The organism is Rhodococcus sp. NPDC057014, assembly GCF_042673295.1.
Classification (GTDB): domain Bacteria; phylum Actinomycetota; class Actinomycetes; order Mycobacteriales; family Mycobacteriaceae; genus Rhodococcus_F.
Map to the genome: position 1 here is coordinate 1 of NZ_JBHUSF010000570.1, position 2,583 is coordinate 2,583.

The following is a 2,583-nucleotide window of genomic DNA, read 5'->3' on the forward strand; positions in this document are numbered from 1 at the left end:
ACCGCATCGACGCCACCGAGGCGTTCGATCGCCGCACGGCGTTGGGCTCGCTCGAGCACATCCGCGTGCGGGATGCGGCCCTGCTGCGCCCACCGGCGCAACGTCCGCGCCGACGGCGGGGTGCGGCCGGCGTCGATCGCCGCCTGCCGCAACCCCTCGTTCCCGAGTTCCTTACGCAACTGCTTGACGGAGACCTTGCTGGTCAGCCCGGCCAAACCCCCGGTCTTGACCTGTTTGGATTTTTCGACACCGCTGGTCGCGGCGTCGGCCACCGACACCTTGAGGCCGTCCAGACCGACCGCCTGCTGCGGCAGCTTCGTGGTCCGCGGCCTCGGAAGATGCAGGGCCATCAGAGCACCCCCTCCCCGTCGTCGGTGTTCTCGTCATCGGCTTCGAAGTCGTCGTCGGCGAAGTCGTCGGTGGCGAACGCCGCATTGATCGTCAGTTTCACCTCGTGCACATCCTCCGCCGACGTGAGTGCGGAGAGCAGGGGTTCGGTGAGGGGGGTGTCCTTCTCCACCGACATCTTCCCCAACGCCGCACTCTCATCCGCGAGGCCCTCCCCGTCGGCGAGCAAATACACCCAGGAGTCGGTGACCGTGCGGACCGGCCACCGATTGTGCTCGCGGGCGATCCGCATCGCCACCCGCCGGCCCCGCCACCGGCAGTGCGCGATGATCGCCGCCCGCCACAAAGGTTGGTGATGATGGGCCATCCGGGTCGCGGTCCACATGTCCGGGTTCACCATCCGCCCGATGTACCCCTTGTAGCAGGACCCGACGAACAATTTCGTCGCCGCATCCCCGGTGTCCACCGACACCTTCCGCGCCTCCCGCAAAATTTTCGCCCACTTGTCCAACACCCGGCCCTGCTCCGGAAACACCCACGCCTCCGTGACATCCAGGTCGTCGAGGTCGGCGCCGATCCCCCCATCCGCCACCGGTTCCCGCAGCCCGTCGAGGCTGACCGTGGTGACCCAGGTCTGCACCGGCTGATCGGTGAGCATGTGCGGATGCGGCAGGGGCAGCTTCTCGGGCAGCGACAACGTCTGCGCGGGCGGGAGGGTGATCCGCCACAACCCGAACGGGGCACCCTTGTCCCCCACCGCCGCCGCGGCCGCCGCGTGGCCGGTCAGGTGGGTGGGTTGCCCGTACCCGAATTCCAGCATCCCGGCCGACGCCAAATAGGCGGCGCGTTGGTCGATGGACACCAACCGGCACGCCCCCTCGAGGTCCTGTGCGTCGGGGACCCGGGTCCAGCCGGCCGCGGGTTCGAGGTCCCCGCGCCGGGCGCCGTCCAGCGGCGGCACCGGGCCGGCGGTCGTCACCACCAGGCCCTTGCCCGTCCGGGTGCGTTCCCGCTTGATCTTGTCGACGATCGCGGCGCCGGTCCGCGCCGGTGTCGGCCCGGGAAGGACGCCGAGGTGTTTCGCACACCACGCCAACCGGCGCCCCAACTCCCGCGCCGCCGGCAGATCGTCGTCGGGGAGATACGTTCCCGCCGTGGGTGAGCCGAGGATCCCCATCTCCCCGACCCGGTTGTTCCAGCCGAAGTCCTTGTTCCAATAGGTCCACACGTACGGCTCGAGCACCACATCGACCATCGAGGTGAACTTGCCGATCGTCCGGGACAGGTGCACCACGTGCCCCGGATCGCCGCGCAGCTCCCACCCCGCGTTCAGCATCGGTGTCAGGGTGGCCTGCAGGACCGCGGTCAGGTCGGTGGCGGCGCGGGTGCGCAGCGCCTCCATGTCCTTGAAGTCGTCCTCGTCGCCCGGGTCGATCACCCACCCCAAGGATTCGCACGCGCCCTGGCCCACGATCCACACCTGCGGCGGCGTACCCAGCGGTTTCAGGGCAGCCCAGCGCACCAGTTTGTCGAGCTTCTCCACCGAATCGACCGGACCCGTCAACTCCCGCCCGGACGGGGTGTACGTTCCGTCGGCGGTCACGATCACCGCATGCTCATCCGCCTCCACACCGACCGGTAGTGACTCCCACACCGGTCGGCTCAGTGTTGCCGTCGACTCGGTCTCCGGCACGGGCGTCGGTTCCGCGGCAGCCGTAGGTGTCGGCGGTTCCGCGGCAGCGGCAGGCGTCGGCGATTCTGCAGCAACGGCAGGTGGCGACGATGCCGCGGCAGGGGTCTGCGACTCTTCCGCGGCGGTGCCCTCCGCGTCGACCTCGACGGCATCGTCGGTGCCGGGATCCGGGGCCGAGGGCTCGTGCACGTCGAACAGGGCAATCTGCTCCCACGGACGGCTCATCGGTTCACTGCTCCCCGATCCGACCATCGGGATCGGCCACCGGGACGTCGTAGCGGTCCAGCAACTCCTGCAGGGCCACGTCCACGACGCTGGTGACCGTGAACCCTCGGTTTTTCACCAGCCACTTCAACCGGGCCTCCGTCGACGCCAACACCCACGTGTTCAGCTGCACCTTCACCGGACCCCTGCGGGACTCGAGCTTCGACGTCAACTCCTCGGTGGGCGCCGCGGCGACGGGACCACCCGAGGTTCGGGCATCGGTGCGTGGCTTCGACGTTCGGCGTCCCGCGTTCGGCCCCGCAGGGTTGCCTTCGCGT

Annotated in this window: 2 protein-coding genes and 1 pseudogene; all 3 read right to left on the minus strand. The window is 69.4% G+C overall.

The window, feature by feature from the left end; translation table 11 throughout:
* A pseudogene (locus ACFTZB_RS44900) lies at positions 1 to 350 on the minus strand (hypothetical protein); the annotation flags it as partial.
* Positions 350 to 2,266: a hypothetical protein gene (locus ACFTZB_RS44905; RefSeq protein WP_378442363.1), complete on the minus strand. Its 1,917-nt coding sequence runs from the start codon at positions 2,264 to 2,266 to the stop codon at positions 350 to 352. The gene ACFTZB_RS44905 and the pseudogene ACFTZB_RS44900, both read right to left, overlap by 1 nt.
* Before the next feature lie 4 nt (positions 2,267 to 2,270).
* On the minus strand, positions 2,271 to 2,583 hold a 313-nt coding region (locus ACFTZB_RS44910), incomplete at its 5' end, for a hypothetical protein (protein WP_378442365.1).

What these genes read in the sequence shown, in the direction of transcription:
- ACFTZB_RS44905 (WP_378442363.1), bottom strand. Translation starts at nt 2,266, where the DNA reads ATGAGCCGTCCGTGGGAGCAGATTGCCCTGTTCGACGTGCACGAGCCC.